The sequence below is a fragment of the Natronorubrum aibiense genome (genome assembly GCF_009392895.1).
In the GTDB taxonomy this organism is placed as follows: domain Archaea; phylum Halobacteriota; class Halobacteria; order Halobacteriales; family Natrialbaceae; genus Natronorubrum; species Natronorubrum aibiense.
Map to the genome: position 1 here is coordinate 70,649 of NZ_CP045490.1, position 24,332 is coordinate 94,980.

General features: G+C 61.1%; 23 protein-coding genes. 8 read left to right on the forward strand and 15 right to left on the reverse strand.

All coding sequences use genetic code 11. From position 1 onward, the window contains the following. The first annotated feature begins 693 nt into the window (after positions 1 to 693). From GCU68_RS18870 to GCU68_RS18880, 3 genes are all read left to right on the forward strand, one after another. On the forward strand, positions 694 to 1,821 hold the full coding sequence (locus tag GCU68_RS18870; RefSeq protein ID WP_319633707.1) for an ABC transporter ATP-binding protein: 1,128 nt from the start codon (positions 694 to 696) through the stop codon (positions 1,819 to 1,821). After that, a complete protein-coding gene (locus tag GCU68_RS18875) occupies positions 1,821 to 2,630 on the forward strand; it encodes an ABC transporter permease (RefSeq protein ID WP_152944193.1) in 810 nt (269 codons plus the stop codon). Before GCU68_RS18870 ends, GCU68_RS18875 begins: the two co-directional genes overlap by 1 nt. 77 nt (positions 2,631 to 2,707) lie before the next feature. After that, the gene (locus tag GCU68_RS18880; RefSeq protein WP_152944194.1) at positions 2,708 to 2,953 is read left to right on the forward strand and encodes a DUF7861 family protein; all 246 of its coding nucleotides are present in this window, start codon (positions 2,708 to 2,710) and stop codon (positions 2,951 to 2,953) included. Positions 2,954 to 3,024: 71 nt separating this feature from the next. On the opposite strand, the gene GCU68_RS18885 is transcribed toward GCU68_RS18880, so the two are convergent. From GCU68_RS18885 to GCU68_RS18915, 7 genes are all read right to left on the reverse strand, one after another. Then, positions 3,025 to 4,047 carry a SipW-dependent-type signal peptide-containing protein gene (locus tag GCU68_RS18885; protein ID WP_152944195.1) on the reverse strand — a complete coding sequence of 341 codons (1,023 nt, stop codon included), beginning with the start codon at positions 4,045 to 4,047 and terminating at the stop codon, positions 3,025 to 3,027. After that, on the reverse strand, positions 4,044 to 5,096 hold the full coding sequence (locus tag GCU68_RS18890) for a signal peptidase I (protein WP_152944196.1): 1,053 nt from the start codon (positions 5,094 to 5,096) through the stop codon (positions 4,044 to 4,046). The genes GCU68_RS18885 and GCU68_RS18890 overlap by 4 nt, the downstream gene beginning before the upstream one ends. After that, positions 5,097 to 6,062, reverse strand: a complete 966-nt coding sequence (locus tag GCU68_RS18895) for a hypothetical protein (protein ID WP_152944197.1) — start codon at positions 6,060 to 6,062, stop codon at positions 5,097 to 5,099. It lies immediately after the preceding gene. After that, the gene (locus tag GCU68_RS18900; protein ID WP_152944198.1) at positions 6,062 to 6,781 is read right to left on the reverse strand and encodes a hypothetical protein; all 720 of its coding nucleotides are present in this window, start codon (positions 6,779 to 6,781) and stop codon (positions 6,062 to 6,064) included. Before GCU68_RS18900 ends, GCU68_RS18895 begins: the two co-directional genes overlap by 1 nt. A 310-nt stretch (positions 6,782 to 7,091) precedes the next feature. After that, the gene (locus GCU68_RS18905; protein WP_152944409.1) at positions 7,092 to 8,438 is read right to left on the reverse strand and encodes a SipW-dependent-type signal peptide-containing protein; all 1,347 of its coding nucleotides are present in this window, start codon (positions 8,436 to 8,438) and stop codon (positions 7,092 to 7,094) included. A 160-nt stretch (positions 8,439 to 8,598) separates the two neighbouring features. After that, positions 8,599 to 10,338: a SipW-dependent-type signal peptide-containing protein gene (locus GCU68_RS18910; RefSeq protein ID WP_152944199.1), complete on the reverse strand. Its 1,740-nt coding sequence runs from the start codon at positions 10,336 to 10,338 to the stop codon at positions 8,599 to 8,601. Between the two features lie 137 nt (positions 10,339 to 10,475). Further along, on the reverse strand, positions 10,476 to 11,234 hold the full coding sequence (locus GCU68_RS18915; protein WP_152944200.1) for a SipW-dependent-type signal peptide-containing protein: 759 nt from the start codon (positions 11,232 to 11,234) through the stop codon (positions 10,476 to 10,478). A 338-nt stretch (positions 11,235 to 11,572) separates the two neighbouring features. On the opposite strand from GCU68_RS18915, the gene GCU68_RS18920 reads away from it, so the two are divergent. Next, positions 11,573 to 12,124, forward strand: coding sequence for a DUF7344 domain-containing protein (locus GCU68_RS18920; protein WP_227015088.1), 552 nt, complete (start codon positions 11,573 to 11,575; stop codon positions 12,122 to 12,124). Positions 12,125 to 12,311: 187 nt separating this feature from the next. On the opposite strand, the gene GCU68_RS18925 is transcribed toward GCU68_RS18920, so the two are convergent. From GCU68_RS18925 to GCU68_RS18935, 3 genes are all read right to left on the reverse strand, one after another. Then, a complete protein-coding gene (locus GCU68_RS18925; RefSeq protein ID WP_152944201.1) occupies positions 12,312 to 13,868 on the reverse strand; it encodes a vWA domain-containing protein in 1,557 nt (518 codons plus the stop codon). Positions 13,869 to 14,286: 418 nt separating this feature from the next. Next, positions 14,287 to 14,733 (reverse strand): DUF4870 domain-containing protein, encoded by a 447-nt coding sequence (locus tag GCU68_RS18930; RefSeq protein ID WP_227015090.1) that lies wholly within the window; start codon positions 14,731 to 14,733, stop codon positions 14,287 to 14,289. A gap of 111 nt (positions 14,734 to 14,844) precedes the next feature. Then, on the reverse strand, positions 14,845 to 15,696 hold the full coding sequence (locus GCU68_RS18935) for a hypothetical protein (protein WP_152944202.1): 852 nt from the start codon (positions 15,694 to 15,696) through the stop codon (positions 14,845 to 14,847). Between the two features lie 328 nt (positions 15,697 to 16,024). Between GCU68_RS18935 and GCU68_RS18940 the strand changes: the two genes are divergently transcribed. Further along, positions 16,025 to 16,609, forward strand: a complete 585-nt coding sequence (locus tag GCU68_RS18940; RefSeq protein ID WP_152944203.1) for a DUF7344 domain-containing protein — start codon at positions 16,025 to 16,027, stop codon at positions 16,607 to 16,609. 339 nt (positions 16,610 to 16,948) lie between these two features. Continuing rightward, a complete protein-coding gene (locus GCU68_RS18945) occupies positions 16,949 to 18,268 on the forward strand; it encodes an RNA-guided endonuclease InsQ/TnpB family protein (RefSeq protein WP_152944204.1) in 1,320 nt (439 codons plus the stop codon). Positions 18,269 to 18,327: 59 nt separating this feature from the next. On the opposite strand, the gene GCU68_RS18950 is transcribed toward GCU68_RS18945, so the two are convergent. Then, positions 18,328 to 18,786, reverse strand: coding sequence for an OsmC family protein (locus tag GCU68_RS18950; RefSeq protein WP_152944205.1), 459 nt, complete (start codon positions 18,784 to 18,786; stop codon positions 18,328 to 18,330). A 462-nt stretch (positions 18,787 to 19,248) separates the two neighbouring features. Between GCU68_RS18950 and GCU68_RS18955 the strand changes: the two genes are divergently transcribed. Beyond that, complete coding sequence (locus GCU68_RS18955) at positions 19,249 to 20,070, forward strand: creatininase family protein (protein WP_152944206.1); 822 nt, start codon at positions 19,249 to 19,251, stop codon at positions 20,068 to 20,070. Between the two features lie 111 nt (positions 20,071 to 20,181). On the opposite strand, the gene GCU68_RS18960 is transcribed toward GCU68_RS18955, so the two are convergent. Together GCU68_RS18960 and GCU68_RS18965 are read right to left on the reverse strand one after the other, a co-directional pair. Continuing rightward, positions 20,182 to 20,604 (reverse strand): GtrA family protein, encoded by a 423-nt coding sequence (locus GCU68_RS18960; RefSeq protein WP_152944207.1) that lies wholly within the window; start codon positions 20,602 to 20,604, stop codon positions 20,182 to 20,184. Continuing rightward, positions 20,605 to 22,047: a sulfatase gene (locus tag GCU68_RS18965; RefSeq protein WP_152944208.1), complete on the reverse strand. Its 1,443-nt coding sequence runs from the start codon at positions 22,045 to 22,047 to the stop codon at positions 20,605 to 20,607. 341 nt (positions 22,048 to 22,388) lie between these two features. Between GCU68_RS18965 and GCU68_RS18970 the strand changes: the two genes are divergently transcribed. Further along, positions 22,389 to 22,829, forward strand: coding sequence for a zinc ribbon domain-containing protein (locus tag GCU68_RS18970; protein ID WP_152944209.1), 441 nt, complete (start codon positions 22,389 to 22,391; stop codon positions 22,827 to 22,829). Here GCU68_RS18970 and GCU68_RS18975 read toward each other — a convergent pair. Together GCU68_RS18975 and GCU68_RS18980 are read right to left on the reverse strand one after the other, a co-directional pair. Next, a complete protein-coding gene (locus GCU68_RS18975; RefSeq protein ID WP_152944210.1) occupies positions 22,826 to 23,425 on the reverse strand; it encodes a TetR/AcrR family transcriptional regulator in 600 nt (199 codons plus the stop codon). The two genes, GCU68_RS18970 and GCU68_RS18975, sit on opposite strands and share 4 nt — an antisense overlap. A gap of 269 nt (positions 23,426 to 23,694) precedes the next feature. Further along, complete coding sequence (locus tag GCU68_RS18980) at positions 23,695 to 24,117, reverse strand: RidA family protein (RefSeq protein ID WP_152944211.1); 423 nt, start codon at positions 24,115 to 24,117, stop codon at positions 23,695 to 23,697. Between the last annotated feature and the right edge of the window lie 215 nt (positions 24,118 to 24,332).

Sequence of the window (24,332 nt, forward strand, 5' to 3'; positions counted from 1 at the left end):
TCCCTCCGTGAGTTCGAATCAAACGAAACCAATAGTCCATCGTCGCCATCATGTGACGACGGTAGGAGATGTGAAAATTAAACCGAATTGATCGTTCATCTCTGGTTATCAGTTTAGCGGTCGTTCTGTATCGGATTGAAGCCCCACAAGGAGGTATTGAACTGGAAACCCGCATCTGCGATTTTGCAGTCTCTTTCCGTGGGTGGGTCAGTTCTTGTCCGGTTGCTGTATCGTACGCAGTCCTCCTCGAGGAACGGCACGACTGTGAGGAAGATGACGCGGTCGGACGAGCGACACGCCATCACGGGAGCGGTCGATCAGGTGCTTTGGGCCCCGAATCGAGTCAAATATCCAATGGGCTTAACTGTTGGGAGTACTATATGTCTCTTGGCGGGGAACGGAGGCCTGTCGTTGCCGACAGTATCCGTCCCAACTGAGACATCACGTCCCCGCCATCGGTCGCGATCGCTTCACTGTCGTCTCTCGATTGGACTCCGATCGCTGATCCCCTTCGGTGGACCCACCACCACCGAAACGGGGGCTCCACGCCAGTTTCTGGTCGATGCTATCCGTGTGTTCTCGAGGCCGGTTCTCAGTAGATCCGTTCGTACAGCAGCCACCCCAAAACCGTAGCGACTACTGTCGAAGGCGTTGGCCTCGCACTTTTGTAGCTTGGGTACTTAAATAACGCTCGTGACTGCGCGAGAAAACGAGGGGCAACCGAACGGAGGTCCGGTCGATTACCTCCTCGATGACCGATCGGTCGTGAGCGTCGCCGATCGGCTGTCGCTCGACGAAGGGACCCGCAGCGAGGGACGCGATCCGCTCTCGGAACGCTTCGCCAGTGTCGACACGCTGCCGACGGAAGATGGCAGCATGGCTGTTTCGGTAACTGGTTTGCGAAAGCGCTTCGGCAACGGAACGGAGTCCGTCGTCGCCGTCGACGACGTTTCCTTCGACATCGAAACCGGCTCGATCGTCGGTCTGTTGGGACCGAACGGCGCCGGGAAGACGACGCTCATCAAGTCGATTTTGGGCATGGTGCTTCCGGACGAGGGGTCCGTTCGGATCGGCGGCATCGATGTTTACGAGCACCCTCGAGACGCGTACGCGCACGCCGATGCGATGCTCGAGGGTGCCCGGAACGACTACTGGCGGCTGACCGTCAGGGAGAACTTGCAATACTTCGCGACGATCAGCGGCGTCGACCCGGATTCGGTTCGCGGGCGCCACGAGCGGCTTCTGACCCAGCTGGGGCTTGCGGAGAAAGCAGACGTTCCCGTCCGCGACCTCTCGCGAGGGATGAAACAGAAAGTCTCGTTGGCCAGCGTCCTCGCCGGCGGTGCCGAGGTCGTTTTCCTCGACGAGCCGACGCTGGGGCTGGATATCGAGAGTTCGCGAACGCTCCAGCGGGAACTGCGACGCCTCGTCGAGGAGGAAGCCCTCACCGTCGTGCTCAGCAGCCACAACATGGACGTCGTCGAGACGGTGTGTGACCGCGTGCTCATCATGTCCAACGGCGGGATCATTGCAGACGACACCGTCGACGCGCTGCTGTCGGGCACCGATCACCACTCCATCGAAATCACGAGCCGTGACCTCGATTCGACCATCGTCTCGGCCCTCGAGGAGCGCTTCGAGACGATCAGTGTCGAGCCACGCGATCGAGGGCACCGGATCACCGTGACGACGGATAGCGACGGGCTGTACGCGCTGCTGGCCCATCTCCGCGCCGAAGACGTCTCCCTCGAGCGCGTCCGGACGATCGAGCCGGATCTCGAGGACGTCTTCGTCGACCTGACGGCCGGGAGGGACCGATAATGGCCAGCCAGCAGGGAACGGATGAAACGCCGCGTCCGGCCGGTTACTATCACCTCGCGCGGGCAGTGCTCTACCGCGAGTTCCTGATCTTCGTCCGCTATCCCGCCAACGCGATCGGCGGCATCGTCATCTCGGTGTTCTTCTTCGGCGTCCTCTTCTATGGCGGACGGATGATCGCTGGACAGGCGCTGACCGACTCGATCGAGGGGCTCATCGTCGGCTACTTCCTGTGGACGCTGTCAGTGGGCGCGTACTCCTCGATCTCGAACGACATCGCGAGCGAGGTCCAGTGGGGAACCCTCGAGCGCCACGTGATGACGCCGTTCGGGTTCGCGCCCGTGGCGCTGTTGAAAGGCGTCGCGAAGATCGTCCGGACGTTCATTACCTCGACGATCATCCTGATCGCGATGATCCTGATCACTGGGACGACGCTCGAATTGAATCTGCTCACGATCGTCGTCGTCGCGACGCTCAGCATCGTCTCGGTGCTCGGACTCGGGCTCGCAGCCGGTGGGGTGACGGTGCTCTACAAACAGATCGGCAACTGGCTGAACCTTCTCCAGTTCGGGTTCATCGTGCTCATCTCCGCTCCCGCGTTCGACCTCGGGTGGATGCAGGTGCTCCCGCTCGCCCACGGCAGCGCCCTCCTCCAGCGGGCGATGGTCGACGGTATCCGTCTCTGGGAGTTCACGGCGTTCGACCTCGTGCTGTTGGCCGCGACCGCAGCCGGTTATCTGGCGCTCGGGTACGTCGTCTTTCAGTACGCGACTCGTCGAGCACGACGGCTCGGCGTGCTCGGCGACTACTGATCGACTCGTCGATCGCCACGCCGTATGGATTCGCTTGGACCACGAGCCTCAACTGGTTGCCGCCCGTCAGCACGGCTATGACCCACGACCGAATTCACGCCCGGAAACCGGCGCACGACCTCGAGCGCTGGTCCGTCGGCACGATCGAGTCGATTACCGACCGGGACGGCCACTGCGCCTTCGCGGTCCAAACCCTTGACGGCGAGACGATCGAACTCGTCGTTACGGTTGCCATCCGGGAGCTGGTGGTGCGACGGCTCGACCTCGAGGACGGCGAGTCACCGATCGGGGCCCGCGTCTGGTATCGACAACATGGCGGCTGACTGGTGTCGGATGAGAAAGGAATGACTCGAGTCCGATCTCGAGTTGCCGATCAGCGTGCTCGGGAGACGAATCAGTCGGATTCGGGTTCCGACTCTGTGTCGTCGTCGGCCGCGAGAGCAGTGTCCGTTGTCCCGTCAGATTGGTCGTCAGCGTGCTCTGCGTCGCTGTCTGCTTCGTCCGTCCCATCCTGTTGATTGTCGGTGTGCTCCGCTTCGTTGTCATCCGCGGCGTCACCGTTTACCGGGCTCTCGGCTTCAGTATCGCCGTCCGTCACGTTGCTGCCGTGGTCGTCAGTGTTCTCGTCTTCGGTCCCGTCGCTTTGCACCTCAGTACCCTCAGGTTCGACCTCGTCGTCGGTCGACTCGTCGTGTCGTTCACCGTCACCGTCAATTTCGGCGTCATCGCCGGTCGACTCGTCGATCGAATCGGAACTCTCCGTTCGGTCCGTCTCGTCGCCGTCTTCGTCCGGCGGCGACTCGCTGTCGGAGCCGTCAGTCGATTGTGGTGAGTCGGTCTCCGTCGCCGTCATCGTGTCGTCGGTGTCTTCTGGTGATTCTTCCCCTGGCGGTGTCTCGGATGCTGTGGATTCACTGTCCGCTACCGTTTCGTTCCCGTCAGCCCCGCTCTCGTTCGCGCCTCCGTCTTCGGTCATCGTCTCACCCTCGGTCGCGCCGATGCCGCCGGCAGAGTCGTTCCCATCGGGTTCGGCCCCGTTGACGTCCGTTCCGTCTTCGGCCGTCTCGCCGTCACTCGAGCCCTCGTCATCGATCTGTGTATCGTTTGCAGCCGCCCCGGTGTCGCTTGAGGGCGTCTCAGATCCTTGTTCGGGGCCGCCGATGTCGTCCGGCAGCGACGAGCCACTCGAGCCGCAGTCGTCGGCCGACGCGTTTTCAGAGCCGTTCTCGTGATCGTGCTCGAGAGTATCTAGCGCTATTTCATCCGCGAGTGGAACCGAGAACGTCTCGCTGGTCGAGAACGTTCCTGACACGGATTCGGTGTCGGTAAACACCGCAACGGTGACCGCGCCGCCGGCGAAGCCAGCCGTTGCGACGAGGAGACAGATGACGACGACGAGCGCACGACTCGAGGTCATTCAGAATCCTCCGTCGATTCCTCCGGCGGCGCTGGTTCGGGAGTCTCCGCCCACTCTATCGGCGAGGATGCGTCGGGTTCCATCCCCTGTGCTGTCGCAGCGTCCGCCGAGTCCGTCGGCTCACGCTCGGTCGCTTTCGCCTCTGTCGGCCTCGAGTCCGTCGCGGCCGACCCCATAGCGATCTCGTCGGCAGTCGTCACGCTCGAGCCGCCATCCGTTGCCGCACCATCGTCGCTCACGTCACCGGGTGCTGTCGGTACCGGTGGCGATCGCTCCCGTTCTGCGGTGTCGCCTCGAGCGGCCAGCAACAGCCCACCGGCGGCGAGCGCCGAGAACGTCGCCGCGAACGCGATCGAGATCGTCAGCGTGGTCTGAAGCTCGAGGGCGACGTAGATCGCGTAAACGGCGACGGGGACCAGAATTACGGTCGACAGCCGCAGGTCGGTCGGGCTGATGGTGAACTCTGCGGCCGTCGACGCCGCGGGCTCGGAGGCCGTCGGTTCTGCACTGTCGGTGGTGTCGTCGCTGTCGCCGCCGTCTGCAGCCGCGTCAGTTCGGCCGGCACGCACGAGCGACCACAGTTCGGTCACGACGAGCAGCCCCAGCGGAACGGCGACGAGCAGGACGAACCCGAGCGGCGTGCTCACGGCCTGAATCGCGTAGCCGATGTAGGGAATCGTCAGGACGACGACGCCGAGGACGTTCGCTGCCGGGACCAGGCTGGCGTCCACGTCGCTATTTGCGTCTCCTTTCGTCTCGAAGGCGAGTCCGGCCTCGGTCTCCTCGACCCCTACGACGCGGTGCGTCACGGGCGTTTCTTCACTCCCGCGAACGTACGTGATCACGTCGGCCGTCTCGATCGTCGCCGGGTCCCGGTCGGCGACGACGACCACGTCACCGGCCTCGATCGCGGGTGCCATGCTGCCCGAGAGGACGACGAAGCTGTACTCCGCGCCGATCACGCCCGGAACCGCGTAGATAACGAACGGGACGACGAGGGCGATCAACAGGACCAATCCGACTCTATTTGCGAGTGTTTTGTAGTTCATTTACGATGTCACCCCACAGAGGTAGTTCTCCTCGGTGTCGAGCGCCTCGAGGACGGTGAGGCTGTACGTGCCGTCGGAGATCACGAGTCCCGGCCCGAACGGCTGTGAGCAGCTGATGTGGAAGTCGCCGATGGTGGTTCCGTCGACGACGACGTCGAAATCGGGGCCGCCCTTGATTCCGGGTGGATCGTGGAGGGCCGCAGTGAACGTGTCACCGGGTTCGACTGTTCGCTCGAACTCGACCGTATCCGACCCTCGCAGCAGTGTCAGTGTCGTCTCGCCGTCCGGCCCGTCGTACGCGAAGGTCGCCCGTGCGATGCGGTTCCCGTTTTGCTCGGGACAGGCGACACAGTCCGGGGGCTCATCGCAGGGCGCAACGCTCTCGAAGGGATCACGAGCACTGTCTGCATCGACGTGACGGCACTGTTCGGCGACCAGTTCGACCGTCAAGTCGGTCGTCTCGCCTGCTAGCGAATCCGGGACGTCGTCGGGCAGTTCCCACTCGAGTGAGAGCGCGACCGGTGTCTCGGGGTCGGTACAGCCCTCGAGTCGAACGCCGGTGGCGAGCGTTCGCGAGACGGCCGACAGGCTGCCCGCGGTGATCGTCTCGCCGTCGACGCGGAAGACGACTGCGAGGGCGTCACCGAGCGAGTCGCTGATCGGTGGACAGCGCGTTCGGAGCCAGAGGCGTGCCGGATTCGTTCCGACGGTCAGGGAGACGGCGATCGTGTCACCGTCGCCCCGGTCGATCCCGTCGAACGCGAACGCCAGTCGGCCGTCGACGATCGAACACGCGTCGCAGTCGACGTCGATGGCGATCGAGCCGGTCTTGAGCGCGTTCGTCACGCGCTGGCGGTCGCTCAAATACGCGCCGGTGCCGACGCCGGCGACCGCGCCAGCGGTACCGATGCCACCGACTGCGGCGAGTATCTGGCGGCGGCTCAGTCCGATGGGCTCTTGACTCATCAGCTTCCCCCGCACTGTTCTGCGCCGACTGCGAGTTCGAACTCGAGGGACTGGTTTTGCCACTCGTTCGTAGCCGATTCGCTGATGGTCCACGCGAATCCCAGACAGAGTCGGTCTCCTTTGGCGAGACAGTTGCCGAAGCCGTTTCGAAGCCGGAGACCGTCGGTTCCGGGCCCGTACGTCTCGCCGAACTCGGAGAGGGATGACTCGATGTCGGGATCGTCGGGAATCGCTCCCGTCCCAGTACAGCCGCCGATGCCGAACAGTCCGGTATCGTACCAGAGTGCGACGTCGACGACCTCACTGAGATCGCCCGAAACGGTCGGAACCAGTCTGATTCGTGTGTCCATGTCCTCTGCAAGGAGCCCGAGGCTGATCGTTCCGGTATCTCCCGGAAGGACGTTCGACGCCTCGATCAGGGGGCCATCCGTCGCCGCGTCGTAGCCGTCGATATACGCATCGGCAGGTGCGTCTCCTGCGGTCCACGCAGTCTCGTTTACGATCGGCGCCGCGTTCACCATGCGATCGTTGTAGGTGCTGTACCAGGCGACGCGGAGTCGTGGTCCGTCGTTGCCTTCCGTCTGAGCATAGGTGTAGTTCGTGTATTCCGGCGTGTCGCCCGTAACGGTCGCTCCTCGGAATCCGAGGGTAACGAGTCCGGCGGTACCGACGCCGCCGAGTAGCTTTCGCCGAGTGATCGTCGTTGTGCGTTGTGTCACTGTCGTACCTCAGTTCGCTCAGCCGCCTCCGGCGGACTGGCCGTATTCGTCGCTCGTGATAGTCGCGGAATGCATGGACCGCTGTACTCCGCTGGCGGGGATATGAATGACAGTCATACCGTTCGCGGACGGATCCGGCAGGTCCATGCTACCGCCCACAGCTGCCGTGGCAGGTCCGGCCTACCATCGTCGATAGCACGCTTTCGTGGCCACAACCGAGCCCGTTCCCGGGCCGTCGAAACCGAGCTGTGGACGCCTGCTGATCGATCGGGCGTGGACCAATGTGATACACACTCACTGTCCCGAACGATCATGCTTCGAAGGGATCGATGGGATCGGGGTTGTGTCGGCACTGCTCGGTGTAGAACGACAGATCGAACGCGACGCTGTCACCTTGGACCTCGTTGCCGACGGTGGTCGGGAGGTGCCACTCGAAGGCGATGAATCGAGTGTTCGACGGCTCGAAACAGACCGCTTCCGACGCTGGTGGCTCCTCGGGTGGAAGCACGTCGTAGCAGAAACTAACGTGGCTGACACCGTAGCGTTGGGTGCTGTTTCGAAGCGGTGCGCCGAGTCCAACACCCGAATCGGCAGTGAGGACGTCGTCGCTGCTCTCCTTTCGGTAGACGTTCCCGTCCGGACCACCCTTGACGATGACGGCGCTCACCTCGAACCCATCGAGCGTGAAATCGAACTCGCGGACGTCGCCGCCGGACAGCTCGGTCACCGTGATCGTGACGTCGCCGACCGGCGTGGTGTACGTCTCCGAGTCGCCCACCACATTCGGCAGGTCTTCCGATTCGATCTTGATCGCCCGGAACAGGCCGAGATCTTCACACGTCGGGTTGCGCGGGACGACCTCCTCGTCGCCATCCTCGAGCATCTCACCGTCGCCTGCTGTCGTATCCGGGACGCCGAGGTCGACGTCGGGGTCATACGCGAGCATGATGCCCGCATTCAACAGGTCGAGGACCTCTCTGAGCGAGCCGGCGGCGATGGCTGGTTCCCCCGGATCGAACACGTTGTTACCGTTCGTGTCGTACCACGCACGAGCGCGGATCGCATCGGCCAGCTCCGGGCCATTGCTCTCCGGATGGCTGCCGTCACCCTCGTCGACGAGGGCGCCGTGGAGCCAGATGTAGCCGGGGTTGTCACAGAGTTTGATGCCGAAGGTCACTTCACCGGAGTCGCCCGGCTTCACGTCGTCGAGTTCGATGAGCGCGTCGTCGTTCGGGGCGAACGACGGACCATCGAACGTTGCGATCTCCGCACAGCTAAACTCGAGGTTCGTGCCCGCCATCGCCGCCTCGAGGGGGTCGCTGTACGCGGCGCGGTCGACGTACTCGTCGACGCCGTCGTCGCGTTCGAACGACTGGAGACCGTCGCCGTCGTGGTCCGGATAGGCGTTCACGAACGGGCGGCCAGCCGTGCCGTAGTCTTCGGGACGCCCTGATTGGGGCGCGCCGTCGTAGAGCTGTTGCCAGGTGACGCTCAACTCGAGTTGTCCTGCGGTGAGTGTGTTCCCCGAGAACGTCTCGCGGTCGCTGAAGTAGGCGGTCGTGCCGAGTCCCGCACCTGTCGACGCAATGCCGACGGCACCGAGACCCGCTAACACGCGTCGTCGGGAAAACCCAACCGCTGAATCGGTCGTTGTCATGATTGCTCCCTCGTGGGACGTCCCACCGGCGGAGTCGAACCGCCGTCCCGCGGCCTCGAGCCGCGTCACGTGCTCTCGGCGAGGCCGAGAACGCTGTGCTCCAAATGGGACCCAAGTGTGGCCCGTCGGATCGGCCGACGAAGCTGCTGTCACCTTCGATTCAGTTCGGAGCCGTCTCTGCGACGAAGTTGTGCCGGCACTGCTCGGTGTAGAGCCCGAGATCGAACTCGAGGGACGCTCCTTGGACGTCGTTGTTGTCCATCGTCGCTTCGGGATCGGTCGACCGGATCGGGAACGACCAGCTGAAGCCGACACAGTGGGTCATCTCCGGTTCGAAACAGTCGATGCCGTCCTCACGCGGCACGGCGTCGATGATCCGTCCGGGATCGCTCTCGAGGACGTCGAACACCTCGGCAAGGGTTCCGCAGGCGACGACTTTCTCCGGGAGAATCTCGATCGCGACCTGTGCGAACAGGCCGGGGATCGACGCCGGGTCGTCGATGTTGAAGAAAAACGCCGGGTCGCCGCCGTAGGCGAACGGATCGCCGCTGAAGGTCGCGGCCGTCGCGCCGCTGACGTCGATCGGCAGTCCCGCCGGCCCGGCCATCACGCGCTGGGTAAACTCGGCACGGGAGTCACCGGCATCATCGCCGACGATGAAGATGCTCGTCGCGTAGTCGGGGTCGGTTCGGGCCGCGTTCGCGGCGGTCAACAGATCCTCGAAGCGATCGTTCGTCAGGCTCCCGCCGAAGTACGGCTCGCCGTCCGTGAACGTGATCGACTGCGGCTTGCGGCTGTCGTCGATGCGACCGTCGAACAGATCCATGAGTTCGCCGAACCCTTCCTCGAGGGCCGTTCCGGTGCCGTCGAACAGATCGTCGAGCTGGTCCCGAAGGTTCCGTAACGGCGCCTCGCCGCTCCCGTCGAGCGTCACCAAGTCGATGATGTCCGACGTGAATCCGTCGTCGTCGGGATCACCCCAGCCGCTGAGGTCCGCCGACGTGACGACGTTCGGGCCGGGATTGCTCGAGTCGCCGTCGCTGCTGTAGCCGTCGAAGAACACCGCGCCGATACGGAAGTCGTCGCTGTCGATGTTCGGGTCGGCGTCGATTTCGCCCTGCAGGAGGTCGACGAAGTCGATGACTCCTTGTTCGACGAGATCGATCTTCGCGGTCTGGCTGTAGGTCGTCTCGCCGTACTCGGCGTCGCCGACCGTGATCGAGTCGCCCGTGACGATCCCGTTGTACTGCGAGTACAGCATCGAGCCCGAGAAGTCGATCATCAACACGAGATCGGATGGCTCGAGGTCGTCGTAGACGTTGTCACAGTCCTCGTCGCGCCAGATCTTCGCGCGGAGGTAGTCGGCGAGCTGGCCGTCGCCAGCGCCGGGAGTCTCGCCGGTAACCTCGCCGTTCATCCAGACGTAGCCGGGGTTGTCACAGAGCGTGAACCCGAACGTGACCTCGCCTTCGTCACCGGGTTTGAGATCGGCGAGCGAAATCGCCGGCCGCGGTGCATCTCCCAGCCCCTCGAAGTCGCCACACGAGAGCGGGATGTTGCGCCCGTCCGCAGGGTCGTCGCTCGGATCGTCGACGTAGGTCAGGCCGCCGAGCGACTGAATCCCGTCGTCGTCGTGATCCGGGTACGCGTTGATCCAGGGGCGACCGGCCGTGCCGTAGTCTCCCGGACGAACCGACTGGTCCGCCCCGTAGTAGAGCTGTTGCCAGCTGCCGTGCATGGTGAGCTGGCCGGCGGTGAGCGTGTTTCCGTCGAACGATTCCCGGTCGCTGAAGTAGGCGGTCGTCCCGAGTCCCGCGCCGACCGACGCGACCCCGATCGCGCCGAGTCCGCCGAGGATCTTTCGTCGGGAAAGACCGACCGTCTCGTCGTTGGTAGTCATAGTATGTCCCCGATGGGGAAGCCCACTTGCGGAGTCGAACCGCCCCTGTAAACCGCGATCACGGTCGTACCGGCCGGTCCGCGAGCGTCCGATCGCCCGCTACCGGGTGGGTGGTCAGTCGAACGTTGGATGGCTACTCAGGGTGCGAGTCCCATCGCGTTGTCCAGGACGCTTGCTGCGTCGTTGTGGCGCGCCTGTTCGGCGTAGAACGTCATGCTCGAGGTCAGCGTCGCCCCCTGAATCTCGTTGCCAACGGCCGTCGGAATCGTGACCTCCAGACAGACGGTCACCATCTCGCCGGGTTGGAAGGTGACAGGTCCCTCCTCGTCGGAGACGATGATGCCACTCTCGAGGCTCGCGAGAAGGGCGGCCAGCGAGTCGTAGGCCTGCTCGTGTTCGACACCGTCGACGGTGGTCGTGAGCGTCGCCGTCGCCGATTCGCCGATCGTCGAGAGATCGTCCTCATCGTCGATATCCCAGAGGTCGGCCAGATCGACGGTTCCGGCCTCGACACCGTTTTGTTCAGCTGCATCGCCGACGACGACCACGTAGCCGGGGTTGTCGTTGACAGTGATATCCCAGCAGAATTCGTACTCGTCACCGGGTTTTGCGTCCTCGATATCGATTTCCGACTGCACCCAGATGCCGTCTTCTTCAGAGCCACTTTCGTAAGCCGCCTCATCGGGGCCCATTCCGTCTTGGTCGACGTAGCGGATCGACTGCTCGACCTCGAGGCTGAACTCGCCTGCCGTGATCGTGTTCCCCTCGAACGTCTCGCTGTCGCTGAAGTACGCTGTCGTTCCCAGTCCCGCCCCCGCGGAGGCGATGCCGATCGCGCCGAGTCCACCGAGCACGCGTCGGCGGGACAGTCCAATGTTGCTGTTGTCGTCGGTCATGTGTTTACTCCTGAGCGACCGACGCGGGCTCGAGGCCCGTTGTGGTCGTTCAGTTAACTCTCCAGGAGCGAGCGTCGGACGTAGTTACGAGCAGATACGTCACGATCGAACGACACGATCGAACTCGATCGATCGGCACGAACCTCCCGTTCGAAGGCTGTAGGGTCGCCGAACCGCTATTTATCGCTCTCGAATACCCGCTGGATCGACTGGATTACCGGCTCGATCCCAGACGGTCGGGACGACATACCGCCCCCAGTGTCGGTCGCTGGCCGACCGTACGCGGTGATAGGCCGACACGACCGGTGGCGGTATGTGACACATGCTGACGTATCATCATGTATTACTGTTCAGCGATCACGATGTTTCGAACGACCGTCCTCTCTGAGGGAGATATCTACGAGGTGCTCTCGAACAGTCGCCGCCGCGAAGCGCTCCGGCACCTGACCGACGTCCGTGGCTGTACGGTGACGATCGGGGAGCTCGCGGCGACAATTGCAGCGACCGAGGCCGGTCAGTCGCCAGCCCCAAGGCCAGCCCGCGAGAGCGTTCGTAGCTCGCTCCACCAGACGCACCTCCCGAAACTCGACGAACTCGGCATCGTCAGCTACGATCGAACGACCGGCACCGTCTCACTGTGTGATCCCGCGCGGGACGTGGATCGATACATGGAGATCCTCGCTCCCTACGGGCTCACTTGGAGCGAGCTGTATCGAACCTTCGGCATCGGCTCGTTGTTGGTCGTTCTCGCGGCGCTGCTCGAGGTACCCCTCGTTGGCGCGGTCGATCCGCTGTTGTGGGCCAGTGGCTCGCTCGCAGCGTTTGCGGTGGCGATCGCCGCTCAGTTCTGGTCGAATCGCTGGGCCGTGCTTCGAACGTTGTGGAGCTGAGCCGGAGTGTACCGACCGGTCGTCGACACTCGTTTTCCGTCGCGTTGTAATCGTCAGTGTCAGCAGTCACACCAGCCGGCGACCGTGAGCCGAGACTGTGTGTCGGTCGTATCGCTCGAGTCAGCCGACGTCGAAAAATCAGTTTCTCATCACTATCGCGACAGCGATACCGGTCGCCAGCCCGCGATCACGCGGATGCGAACGGGTTCTGCTCGCCGTCGTTGTGTCGGCACTGTTCGGCTGCGAAGCCGATTGCAAACTCGACGGAGTCGGTCTGGACCTCGTTGCCGACGTCGGTGGGCAACTCCCATTCGAAGCCAAAACAGCGCGTGACGGCAGTGCTGTAGCACGCCCGCTCTCCCTCTTGGAGGTTCGCGTCGAGCGGGATGCCCTCCTCGAGCGCTTCCATCACTTCCCGGAGCGTGCCCTCGGCGATGACCGCTTCGCCGCTGAGGACGACCGAGGCGATCTGTGCGTAGATGTCGTCGAGTTCGGCACCTGTGGGCGTGTCGTAGTACAGTGTCGTGCCGTTGCTCTCGCTGGCCATCGCGATGAGTGTGTTCTGTGCGGTGCTTCCGTTGGGGACGCCCAGCCCGATCGTAAACACCGTAATGGCGTCGTCTTTGGCGTCCTGGGCAGCGTCGATCGCGTTCTGGACGTGATCGCTTCCGGACCGAGCCGACCGGTTCGGCTGGCCGTCGCCGAGTAGGATGATGACCTGATCGGCCCCGCGATCGTTGGCCTGCAGTTCGTCGGCCGCGAGGTCGACGCCGACGTCCATCATCGTCGACCCGCCCGCGGTGATCCCCGCAGAGCCCGGTTGAAGTTGTGATTCGACCAGCGAGTGGTCGCCCGTCAGCGGTTGGACCAGCGACCCGCTCGAGTCGAACGTCACGAGGCCGATGCGGTCGTTCGAGCCGAGGTTGTCGACGAACGTCAGCGCAGCCGCCTTCGCGTTCTCCATTCGACTGCCGCTCCCGCTGCCCATCGAGCCCGAAGTGTCGATCGAGAGCATCACGTCGACACCCTCGCCCTCCTCGCCACCACCCTCCGATTGATGGATGTTATCACAGTTGTCGTCGTACCAGATCTTCGCCTTGATCGCGTCGGCGAGTTGGCCGTCCCCATCCGGGTCGTCGGTGGGAAGGCCCATCTCCTCGAGCGCGCCGATCTCCGGGCCGGTGTAGCCGTTCTGGGCGTTCACGGTGAGCGTGCCGCCCATCCACATGTAGCCGGGGTTGTCGTAGAGGTGCGTGCTAAACGTCACTTCGCCGTAGTCGCCGGGTTTGACGTCGCCGATGCGGATCAGCGCCGCCTCGAGGTCGCCAGCGTCGACCAGTTCTTCGCGTCGGAAACCCTCACCCTCTTCGGATTCGGGGTCGAAGATGCCGTTCGCGCCGCGGACCCAGTCGTCCGCATCGGGGTAGGCGTCGCGCCCGGGCACCTGATCGAGCAGGTAGATCCCAGTGTCCTCGTCCGTTGGGTTCATCTCCTCGTCCGCGAACGTGGCGTCGGGGTAGTGCTGCTGGAGTTCCTCGAGGCGGCCGTGACCGCCGCGGTAGGTCATCCGGTAGTCCATCTTGAGGTCGAACTCACCCGCTGTGAGCGTGTTCCCCACGAACGTCTCGCGGTCGCTGAAGTACGCCGTCGTTCCCAGTCCTGCACCCGCACTCGCGAGACCGATCGCACCGAGCCCGCCGAGAATGCGTCGGCGGGACAGTTCTATACTGTTCTCATCTGTCATGGTGTCTCCTGATCGAGCGGGCTGTGTCTGATGTTCGAATCACTCGCTCGGTCAGTGGGAGACACGGCGGTTTGGGGCGTAGTTACGAGCAGGTACGTCGCCGACGAACGTGCGGTTTGGAGCCGGTACGCTCCACCTGCCGCTGGCACCGATGACAGTCGGCCGTCGATACCGTCGGCTGGGCGATCGAACTGGTTTCCACACCAACCACATCGTCATCACACGATCGGGTGTGGACTGCCTTTCAGACGGTCTCGAGTTCCCGGGGCACCGCAGAACGGTCAGGGCTGACCGGCACCGACGGACAGTCGTCCGTCTCAGTGACACCTATCGCTCCTCGAGGTCCGGTACTGACTACGAAATGTCGCTGTCTCGGCGGCACTCGAGCGATCAAAAAGCGGCTGCTGTTCGACCGTGGTTAGGCCGTCGACGCGTATCGGCGAGCGTAGCCCCCAACGAGCGGAACCGTGTACTCCTCGCCGGTGTACGCCTTGTACATGAGGCCGAGCCATGCGAGCACCGCGACCGGAACGAGAAGCAGGCCTATGGCACCGAGTGCGAGCCCGGCAAGCCAGCCGACGACCGGAACCAACGCGAGTATGGTCGCAGCGACCGATAATCCGACCGAGAGGACGAACAGCCCGCCGAAGACGATGGTGCTCTGGGCCGCATGCAACCGGACGAACTCGTCTTCCGGCTCGAGGACGTACAGCAAGATTCCGGTCACCGGTCCGAGGACGTAACTCACTGCCGCTGCGACGTTCGACTCGAGGCCGGTTCCGGGTTCGTGACTGGTCTCTGCGCTGGGTTCGGCGTCGGTCTCTGGTTCGGGCTCGTCGACCGTGTGGTGGTTTTCGTGAGACATGCTGTTCTCACTATCTGGAACTGTTCAGTCGAGATAAGTATGACTGCCATACCGACCGAATCGACCGTCAAAACAGGACTCGATACTGATGTCGAACCCATCCAAATTCTATCATATACTCCCCGCGAACGTGTCCGGGTCGACGTCCATCTCGAACAGCCGCGCGTTACACTCGGTACACGTCGCCGCGACGACGTCGCGGGTCCGACAACAGGATTCGACCACGTCCTGTGAAAGTGCCACCGAGCCGTCGCAGGTGGGACAGCGCTCGAGGAACAGCCGCAACACACCGAGAAGGTCCGTTTTGAACGAGAGCGGCCGTCGCTCCCAGTCGGGGTCGCGCTCTGAAAACGCCCTCGCGGCGGCTGCGTCGGCGACACATGCGGCCCGCGATGGCCAGTTCGCGAGGTGGACACCGTCTGCCTGCACGACGAACGCGTGCGGTTTCGTTTCGAACTCGAGTCGGTCCGGTTCGATGTCGGCGATCCAGCCGAGGCTCCGCTTGATCGCGGCGTCGTCGGTCCGGTGGATGGCGATCGAACGCTCCCATTCGTCGACGAACGCCGACTCAAGTGCCACGTCGTCGGCGTTCGGATCGTCGACGACGACACCGATCTCGAGCAAGATCGCCTGTGGGTCGTCGTCGATCCAACCGACGCGCGACGGTTCCGTATCGAACAGCGCCATGATCCAGGACGGGAAGTACTGTTTCGTCAGCATCGGCGTTCCCGGGACTATGTAGCCACGAAAGTAGATGATTGCGACGGCACCGACGAGCGTCGCGATGCCCGTCCCGAACGCGAAGGGCGCACCGATAGCCGTCGCGACGAGTACGATGACGGCCGCGGTGGCGGCTGCAATCACGAGATTGAGCAGCGTGCAGGGTATGCATCGATGTTCACCGGTGTACGCCGGATTCTTCATCGCCGAGAGTGACGCCAAGACGCGCTGGGTGGGGGTCATACCGACAGATGAACTGCAATCGTCGTAGTTGTAGCCACCCTACCGAAAACGGGTTAGTTGGGTTTCTTCGCCGGTTCGCACATCCGTGCTTTCGATCCGATCGTAGCTACCTCCATGTGTGACAGCTTTCGACACGTGGAGTCGAATGCGGGCCGAGTCTGTATCCATCCCCCATTGCTGACCAGTCCATTATTATTTGTTGTCATTCCAGCCCAGTCTAATTCATATCTTGATTACAATCGCGCAAGATAGTTACTATTCTACTGGTAATACCGAAAATAATATAAAAATAATAACATATATGTGCTTGTGGATGTTACACTAACCCATGGGGGGAAGTTCGTCGCGGGGGACGGAGCGGAGAGTCTCTGAAACGGATCAATCGGTCGGTGGTTCTGATGGGGAAGCACAACTATCGAGAGACACGGTATTCAAAACACTCTCCAATCGTCGTCGTCGGCTCACACTTCAGTACCTTTCCGAACACGGCACGAACGACGCGCCAGTTCGGCTTCGTGACCTCGCCGAATGGATCGCAGCCGCAGAGAACGACGTTCCCGTCGAGTCAGTCACGTACAAACAACGCAAACGGGTCTACACGTCTTTGTACCAGTCTCACTTGCCGGCGCTTCATCGAGATGGAATCGTCCAGTACGATCGTGCCCGCGGAACCATTTCGATGACACCGGCTACCGGCACGTTCGATACGTATCTCGGATTCACTTCACAGACCGGTTCCGCCTGGTCGCTGTACTGGCTCGGACTCGGTGTCGCGTTGCTACTTGTTGCGCTTCTCTCCTGGTTTAATGTCGTCTCGTTCCCAATCTCCAGTCCGCTTCTCACGTTGGTGGTGTCGCTGGTGGTGCTCGCGTCCGCTGTTATATTTGCGCACACTGGCGCTCGCAGCGACTAATCGAACCACGAATACGGATGACTCTCTCGTGATGACGAACGCGTTTTTTTGATTCACACGCCGTTCGGAGCTGCCCTCTACGCGTCGATCTCTGTCCTGTTCACACGACTCGAGAGATGTGTCGCGTCTCCGGACCTGTGGGAACAGCGACGCAGACGAACACCTGCACCCGCGAGTTATATGCTGAACAGGCGCAATACCACGGCCTGAAGGCCGTGGATACGCGCTGTCACTTAGTGACCCGTTCCACCGTCCTCGACAGGGCTGGATATTCTACCGTTCTCAATCCAAACTTTCACAAGAGATGCGAGTATAAGTGATTATAGAGACGTTCCACGAATGCTGGAAGTCCACCGCACTCATCGGGCGAAAATCCTCAACCACCCACAGGCAGAGGATTCGCTTGACCGGCACGGGTGGAGTGCTAGTAAACTCTGGAACGTCGCTAACTACCACTCCCGAGAAGTGTGGGAGGAGACGGGCGAGATTCCTGACCACAGCGACCTCAAAGACGAGTTGAAGACTCACACCAAATACAAGGGGCTTCACTCACAGTCCAGTCAGCGCGTTCTGGAGGAACTCGCTGAAGCCTTCAACTCGTGGTACGGCAAGAGGAAGTCCGATACTCGAGCGAATCCGCCCGGCTACCGCAAACGCAACTACTACGACGACCACGGCAATCGCGTCCACGAAGAACACCCGCGTAGCACGGTGACGTGGAAGCAAAACGGCATCCGCCACGACACCAAAAACAACCGCGTCCGACTCTCGAAAGGCGCAAATCACAAGGAACACCCCAAAGCGTGGGAATACATTCTGGTCGAATACGAAACCCGTCCCGGCGTAGAGGTTGAGAACCTGCAACAAGTCAGGGCCGTCTACGACAGAGCGAACGAGCGATGGGAACTGCACCTCGTCTGCAAAGACGAGATTGAGACGCCCACCGCACCCGGTACTGAGACGGCAGGTGTCGACCTCGGCATCTGTAACTTCGCCGCCGTTGCGTACAGCACGGAAGAAGCCGACCTATACCCGGGAAATCGTCTGAAACAGGACGGCTACTACTTCGCGAAAGAAATCTCGAAGTGTGACGATTCAGGTGGCGAAACAGCAACCCGACTTCACCACAAGTGGTCGGAACGCCGTACCCACTTCTTTCACTCCTTAGCGAAGCACATCGTTGAGCGATGTGTTGAGAAGAGGGTTGGTCGCATCAACGTCGGCAGACTAGCTGGTGTTCGAGAGGACGAGAACGGCGAGTCGAAGAACTGGGGCCGCCACGGCAACCTCGACCTGCACGGGTGGGCATTCGACCGCTTCACCAGCATCCTCACCTACAAGGCGAAGGGTGAGGGTATCGAAGTCGTAGAAGTTTCAGAGCGCGACACGAGTAAGACGTGTTGTGTCTGTGGGAGGGAAGACGACAATCAGCGTGTTGAACGTGGCTTGTACGTGTGTGAAGAGTGTGATGCAGCGTTCAACGCTGACGTGAACGGGGCGGAGAACATCCGTCTCGAGTTGAACCGAAGTAACTCCGAGTCTTCCGGGCAGGTGTCTGGGGATAGGAGTACCGGCTGGTTGGCACAGCCCGGAGTCTACCTTCACGACCTCTCCCGCGGATTCCAACCTCGGAGAGAGGTGGTAGACTGCAAACCATAATATCCCAACCCAGCGGCGCGGTGCCGTGGGATTCCCGCGTCTTCAGGCGCGGGAGGATGTCAAGCATCAAGCGATTCGATGGTCACGTTCGTCGGCGTCGGGTTTCCGATGTTGTCGCCGACGGGGCAGCGCTCTTCGACTGCTGCGCTCAACGCATCCAGAGTGTCTTCGTCGGCGTCAGACTCGACTTCGATTTTCACCTGAAGCTCTTGATATCCCGCTCGAACGTCTTCAGCGGCGCCGAGGAACTTTCGTGGATCGAGATCACCCTGGATCTCGATCTCGACGCTGTCGAGATCGATCCCACGCTCTTCGCTGACGGTATGCACGACGACATTGAGACACCCGGCCCACGCGCCGATGAGGTACTCAACGGGGTTTGGGCCACTGTTCGTGCCGCCCAGCGCTGCGGGCTCATCAACGACGAATTCGAAATCACGCGCCTCAACGACCGTCTTCGTCTCGCTCTTACTTTCAGCCGACACTGCGAACCGTTCGACGTGATCTGCCTCGCTCATTTACTGGTTCGATGAACTACTCTCTGATGAAGTGACCGATTGTGGGCGAATGCGCCGCCCTCTGTGACGCTCATGCATCCCCTTCTTTCCAGCAGCGAGGGCTCTCGAGCCCTCGCTTGTCGCGGATTGGGATAATGGAGGGAGTCGCTCGTTACGGCAACTATTGCGATTTCCAGTCACTCCAGCAACTACGCCACCTATACTGAATACGAGTTTCACACTGCTACCTGAATACCGAATCCGTGCTACTGATGATAACGACTGAAGCGGGTACTCCACCGATCGCATAACTGTCGGCCGGTCGAACGTTCACTGACCGTCGGTGATTCGTGATGTCCGCGAGACCGTCGGTTTCGCTTGATGAGTCGCCTCGGCGTCTCGAATCACTTGACTCCGAGGCGGTTCACGTACCTCCCTACTGCCCCTCATAGATTTATATGGCCAATTGTGGCATATGGAAACATGCCCCACTCGAGTAGGCTTGACGAACTACGACATCCGGAGGTCGAAGCGTATCTCGACGGTACAGAGACACCGACTGCGTTGATCCCAGTCGGGACGACAGAACAACACGGCGAACATCTCGCCATGGGAACCGACGCGTTCATTCCGACTGAGATCTGCGAGCGAATCGCCGAGGACGTCGATGCACTCGTTGGTCCGCCGATAAACTACGGTGCATCGGATATGCACGCCGGGTACGATGGAATCTCGTATCTCAATTACCGGACGTTAGCGACGGTAGTACGCGATATCGCGTACTCGCTGGCCGAGAGCGGGTTTACCGACGTCGTGTTCATTTCGGGCCATCTCACGAACGACTGGGCGGCGAAAGTCGGTGCCAACCAGGCTTCACACGATCTACCCGAAGAGCATTACGTGTACGCATTTCCCTACTGGGACGCGCTGAGTGGAGAGGATATGGAAGACTACCTCTCTTTCGATGCTGGATGGCACGCGAATATCGGCGAGACAGCCGCTGTAATGGCTATCGACGAGGGCCTTATCGACCTCGAGAGCACGTCCTTCGATGAACCCGACCTGCCGGAGGACATCGAGAATCCCGCAGCATTGTTAGATCACCTCCTGATTGGCAAAGGTGCATACTACCGGGTCAGCGAAACCGGTACGTGGGGTGATCCAAGCGAGGCGACCGCCGAACTCGGCGAGGAGTACTTTGACACGATCACGCACGCCGTTGCCGAACTTATCAATACCTTCCAAGAGGTTCGAGACGAAATCTACCAGCGAAAGCGCCCGGATCGTGCACAAGAGCAGTGGTAGCCTCGTTTTGAGTATCTACGTTTCCAGAACCGAATCTGTCCGGGAGGTCGTTCCAGAACTATAGTCATGGCTTCGAAAAGCCGTACCCGGCCGCTGTAGTCACGACTGCACTCAGCCCCACGTCCACCGTTTGTCGAGGACGTACCGATAGATACCACTGAGCGCGATGGCGATCCCGTTGGCCAGCAGATACGGCGTCCGGAGCCACTCGACGAACAGAAAGAGGATCCCAAGCTGAATCGGGATCGCCGTCCCGCGAACGACGTTCGTTTTGAGTAAGCCGACGAAATACTCGATTCGCCCCGTGTTCTGTGACGCTCGAAAGGTCCACGCGTTGTTGAGCACGTACGAGAGAATGATGGTGAGTTCGATGGCGATCAGTGCCCCGAGGAGATAATAGAGCCCTGCCCTGTCGACGAACGCCCAGAGCAACACCATCTGAACGCCAGCGGCAACGATCCCAACGATGACGAATCGTCGCAACTGTGGCGCGATCGGACCGCTGTAGAGATTGCGGAGGAACGAACGGACCATCTATCGATAGCCGAGTGCTGTCAATCGTGCCTCGAGATCGTCGTCGATTTCCCCGTCTTTGTCGTCGCCATCGCTTGTTGCAGCTGTCTCCCGTAGCACGCTCGCATGGTCTGCAGTGATCGCCGTGAACGCTTCGATTCGCTCTTGTTGGTCTGGGGTCGGATCGGTCGCAAGGTTCGTTTGCTGGGTCGGATCGGCGGGTCGATGGTACAGTTCACGGTCGTTCGTGTCGACGTTCTCGATGTAGACCCAGTCCTGATCGCGAACGCTAATGAGCAACTCGCCATCCTCGAGCGACCGCGGGATCGGCTGTGCGGTCACGTCCTCGTCCCGAACAGTGACCGAGACGACTGGTTCGTCGATCGGTGGCTCGTCACCACGAACGCTCGAGGCGAGTGACTGCCCGGACCAGGCGTCCGGTGGCTGTACGCCGAGCAGGTCCGTCGCCGTCGGCGGAATCGCGTCGAGCCCGACCTGCCGTTCCACGCGCCGGTTCTCACAGCCGGGCACATCGATGAGAAGCGGGACGCGAATCAGTTCGTCGTACAATTTCGGATAGTGTGCGAGATGTCCGTGCTCTTGGAACTCTTCGCCGTGGTCGCCGGCTACAATAACGGCGGTGTCGTCATCGACGCCGGTTTCGGAGAGCGTCTCGAGGAGGCGACCGATGCTTGCGTCGACCTGTCGAACCGCTGCTTGATAGAGCGTTCGGAGGTCCTGAAGTGTGCGTTCGCTGACGTCCAAGCCGAGTCCCGTCCGGGTGTGGGCGAGCAACATCCGGTGGGTACCAACCAGTCCGTCCGACACTTCCCGGATGTAGCGAGGCGCGGGAACGTAGGGCGTGTGGACGTCCATGTAATGAACCCAGAGGAAAAACGGTTCGTCCGTCTCTTCGACAAACGAACTCGCCGCGTGTTCGACGTCGAACAGCCGTGACGTGTCCAGAAACGGTCGGTCCTCAGTGTTGCCTCGAAGCCACGATCCGGCGCGGCGGATCGGGGATGCGGCCAGTTGCAACCACGCCTCGACAGTCGGGTGAGTGGCGAGATAGCGACTGTACACGCTGGAGCCAACGTTCGCAACGAACGAGTCGAATTCGTCAAACCCGTCGTCGTAGCCCCAGTGTGACGTTAGAAATCCGTTTGCAGCGTTGAACCCACCAGTCGAGAGTCCCGCATCCGACAGGATACTAGCAAGCGTCGGCGAATGCTCGACACCGATCTCCTCCGAATCGGCAAACACCGGTCGTGAGGCCAGCATCGACGGGAACGAAAACGGCGTCCAGTTTCCGGTCGCAAAGGCCCGTTCGAAGACGGTCCCACGGTCCGCGATCGAACGCAACACGGGTGTGTGTCGGTCGTCGTTGTACGGGCTGATTGCGTCCGCCCGAAGCGAATCGATCGTGACGAGAACGACGTTCGAAACGGATCGATCTGTTCCCATTCGGCTACACCCTCCCACTGGGGAATCGACTCGAGCAGACTCGGTTCCATCGAGCACTGGTAGTTCGTCGGCCCCCCACCGGTATCCGAAACGGACGGTTCAACACCCCCAATTTGGTTTGATTAGACACGGTACTAGTAACCGATCAGTAAATTATCGGAATGAGCGTTTCGATATCGTCGAAAACACTCACAATAGATTACATATCCCGGGGCGAATCCGCTCCATTTCGGGTCTCAGCTCGCCAAGTAACCGGGTATGTCACGTTTCGACTGTCGGGTGGGGCCGTTCGTTCTCGAGGAGAGAAGAACGCTTATGGTTACTAACCGGTTAGTCAACACATGGGCCAGTCGATATCGCAGAAGCGACCGTGGCTTGCAGCACTACTCGCGGCACTCGTTACCGGGCTCGGCCATGCGTATCTCCGTCGGTGGCGTCGCGCATTCGGATGGCTCGCTGTCGCATTTCTCACGACAGCGCTGTTCGTCGATCCGACTGTCGTCGACACGGTGGCGACCGGGGGCGGCGGCCTCGATGAGTTGGTTGCGACCGGTCCGATGCTGCTCGTCGTCGGTCTCAGTATCGTGGACGCGTATCTCCTCGCTCGTGCCCAGACCGTCGTCTCGAGTGTCCCAAACGCCGCGTCGGAGGAATCACACACCTGCCCCCACTGTGGCAACGAACTCGACGACGACCTCGAGTTCTGTCACTGGTGTACGGAATCGCTCGAGGGTCGTAACGGAGATCACCGCGAGGAACCAGCGACGGACGACCGCGACTAATCGTCGGCGACTACGCGCGCAGTCACGTATTCCTCAGCGGTCCGTCGTGCCGTCGCGAGTGCACAGTCTTCGTCGAGCACGACGGCTCGAGTACGGGCACCGTCGACGATCGTCATGAGTGCGCGGGCCACGTGCTCCGTATCGACGTCGTTGAACACGCCGTCTTCGATTCCGTGATCGATCACCGTCCGAAGCAGGTATCTGACGTACTCGTCGTTCTGGCGAAACCGCTCACTGAACCGTTCTTTGTACGGTGCTTGGCTTCGCATTTCTAACACGGCGACGAGCAGATCGTGATGATCTTCGGGGTCGACGAGGAGTTTATCGAGGAGTAACTCGAGTCGCTGCTCGGGATCGGTCGTCTCGACTTCGTGGACAGCGTCCTTGAATCGATCGAGGATGAAGTCGAGAAACGCTGCGAGTAGATCCTCTTTCGTATCGTAATGATAGTGGATCGCAGCGGTCGATTTTCCGTACTCGTCGGCGATCCGTTTGATCGTGAGATCGGCGTATCCGTACTCGCGAAGCGCGCGATACGTTGCACGCATGATCTCCTCGTTCGGATCAGACACCGTCTCGTTCCGCGGATCAGCCATTGTACAGGTAGTTACGTGGGCGTCAGATAACAGTTTTGACCGCTGCATCTAGGATCGATGAGCGCTTGTTGCGTTCGTTCCCAATCGCTCCCTCTCGGACTCGAGCGGATGATCCGTCTGCTCGTTCCTGTTCTCGAATGCTCTTGACTGGCCGATTAGTAAGCTCGATGCGAACAGGACGAACGATGGGATCGTAACGGAGCGCTTTTGCTTTCGAAACGGAACATCCACGCTCTGTGGGAGAACGAGCTGTGTCGATTCTACGTCGCCTACTCGACCGCCACAACCGCATCGAGTTGGACGTCGGCACCGCCGAGCAGCTCCGAGACGCCGACAACTGACCGCGCCGGCACCTGTTCGTCGAATGCGTCTCGATAGACGTCGTTTATGGCCTCGTACTGTTGTAAGTCGGTGAGATACACCGTCACTTTGAGGACGTCATCGAGGGTTCGGTCGTACCCCTCGAGCGTCTCGCGCAGGTTTTCGAGACACCGCTCGAGTTGTTCCGGCGCAGATTGCCTGTCGTCGACGGTACCGTCCACTGTTGGAAGATGTCCTTCCAGGAACAGCAGATCCGAGCTGCCGGTTTTCTGTCCGTAACCGCCGACGTAATCGGGCCCGTCACGCTGTTTGCGACCTGTAGCACTTGCACGAGACGTCAATTGATTTCGTTCGATGTTCGATTGCCTCATATGCTAATTGAGTGGCTGGCCACGTATAGGTGTGTTGGGTCAAACCTGCAAGACTGTGACCAATTCACAGTCTCATTCTCTCGTTACACAGTTTCGCGAAGCCGAGATATTTGGTGGTAAAGATGGTTTAAAGCACCTTTTCGTTTATTATGTCTTTCGCTACTTTCGTCTCTGAACCCTCACTCTCTCGTGTGATTACTGAATAAAACTAGCAA

Coding starts and splice junctions, on each gene's coding strand:
- GCU68_RS18875 (WP_152944193.1), top strand. CDS start 1,821: ATGGCCAGCCAGCAGGGAACGGATGAAACGCCGCGTCCGGCCGGTTAC.
- GCU68_RS18880 (WP_152944194.1), top strand. CDS start 2,708: ATGACCCACGACCGAATTCACGCCCGGAAACCGGCGCACGACCTCGAG.
- GCU68_RS18885 (WP_152944195.1), bottom strand. CDS start 4,047: ATGACCTCGAGTCGTGCGCTCGTCGTCGTCATCTGTCTCCTCGTCGCA.
- GCU68_RS18890 (WP_152944196.1), bottom strand. CDS start 5,096: ATGAACTACAAAACACTCGCAAATAGAGTCGGATTGGTCCTGTTGATC.
- GCU68_RS18895 (WP_152944197.1), bottom strand. CDS start 6,062: ATGAGTCAAGAGCCCATCGGACTGAGCCGCCGCCAGATACTCGCCGCA.
- GCU68_RS18905 (WP_152944409.1), bottom strand. CDS start 8,438: ATGACAACGACCGATTCAGCGGTTGGGTTTTCCCGACGACGCGTGTTA.
- GCU68_RS18910 (WP_152944199.1), bottom strand. CDS start 10,338: ATGACTACCAACGACGAGACGGTCGGTCTTTCCCGACGAAAGATCCTC.
- GCU68_RS18915 (WP_152944200.1), bottom strand. CDS start 11,234: ATGACCGACGACAACAGCAACATTGGACTGTCCCGCCGACGCGTGCTC.
- GCU68_RS18920 (WP_227015088.1), top strand. CDS start 11,573: ATGTATTACTGTTCAGCGATCACGATGTTTCGAACGACCGTCCTCTCT.
- GCU68_RS18925 (WP_152944201.1), bottom strand. CDS start 13,868: ATGACAGATGAGAACAGTATAGAACTGTCCCGCCGACGCATTCTCGGC.
- GCU68_RS18930 (WP_227015090.1), bottom strand. CDS start 14,733: ATGTCTCACGAAAACCACCACACGGTCGACGAGCCCGAACCAGAGACC.
- GCU68_RS18935 (WP_152944202.1), bottom strand. CDS start 15,696: ATGACCCCCACCCAGCGCGTCTTGGCGTCACTCTCGGCGATGAAGAAT.
- GCU68_RS18940 (WP_152944203.1), top strand. CDS start 16,025: ATGGGGGGAAGTTCGTCGCGGGGGACGGAGCGGAGAGTCTCTGAAACG.
- GCU68_RS18945 (WP_152944204.1), top strand. CDS start 16,949: ATGCTGGAAGTCCACCGCACTCATCGGGCGAAAATCCTCAACCACCCA.
- GCU68_RS18950 (WP_152944205.1), bottom strand. CDS start 18,786: ATGAGCGAGGCAGATCACGTCGAACGGTTCGCAGTGTCGGCTGAAAGT.
- GCU68_RS18955 (WP_152944206.1), top strand. CDS start 19,249: ATGCCCCACTCGAGTAGGCTTGACGAACTACGACATCCGGAGGTCGAA.
- GCU68_RS18960 (WP_152944207.1), bottom strand. CDS start 20,604: ATGGTCCGTTCGTTCCTCCGCAATCTCTACAGCGGTCCGATCGCGCCA.
- GCU68_RS18965 (WP_152944208.1), bottom strand. CDS start 22,047: ATGGGAACAGATCGATCCGTTTCGAACGTCGTTCTCGTCACGATCGAT.
- GCU68_RS18970 (WP_152944209.1), top strand. CDS start 22,389: ATGGGCCAGTCGATATCGCAGAAGCGACCGTGGCTTGCAGCACTACTC.
- GCU68_RS18975 (WP_152944210.1), bottom strand. CDS start 23,425: ATGGCTGATCCGCGGAACGAGACGGTGTCTGATCCGAACGAGGAGATC.
- GCU68_RS18980 (WP_152944211.1), bottom strand. CDS start 24,117: ATGAGGCAATCGAACATCGAACGAAATCAATTGACGTCTCGTGCAAGT.